This window comes from Pseudoalteromonas sp. S3178 (assembly GCF_005886985.1).
GTDB classification, from domain to species: domain Bacteria; phylum Pseudomonadota; class Gammaproteobacteria; order Enterobacterales; family Alteromonadaceae; genus Pseudoalteromonas; species Pseudoalteromonas carrageenovora.
Map to the genome: position 1 here is coordinate 1 of NZ_PNCW01000514.1, position 233 is coordinate 233.

Consider the following 233-nt stretch of genomic DNA (forward strand, 5'->3'; position numbering starts at 1 on the left):
GTATAACCTACAGTTTGCTCAGGCAGCTAGCACATGGGGACTTAAGGTTGCAGATGAGCCATGGCGGTCGCCTGTAAAAGAGCAATTCTCAAAATTATCAGAAACCTATGCCTATGGATTTTCATGGCAAGCATGGAATGCACCAAAAATGCTGAATTACCTACTGAGTAATAACATTGCAGCACGTGTTGCTATGAAATCATTTACAGCGGAAACAGCGGGCTTACAACATG

General features: G+C 43.3%; 1 protein-coding gene. It reads left to right on the forward strand.

The genetic code is table 11. The annotated features are described in order from the left end of the window. The coding region (locus tag CWC11_RS21990; protein WP_138684262.1) for a hypothetical protein at nucleotides 1-233 on the forward strand (233 nt) is incomplete at both ends.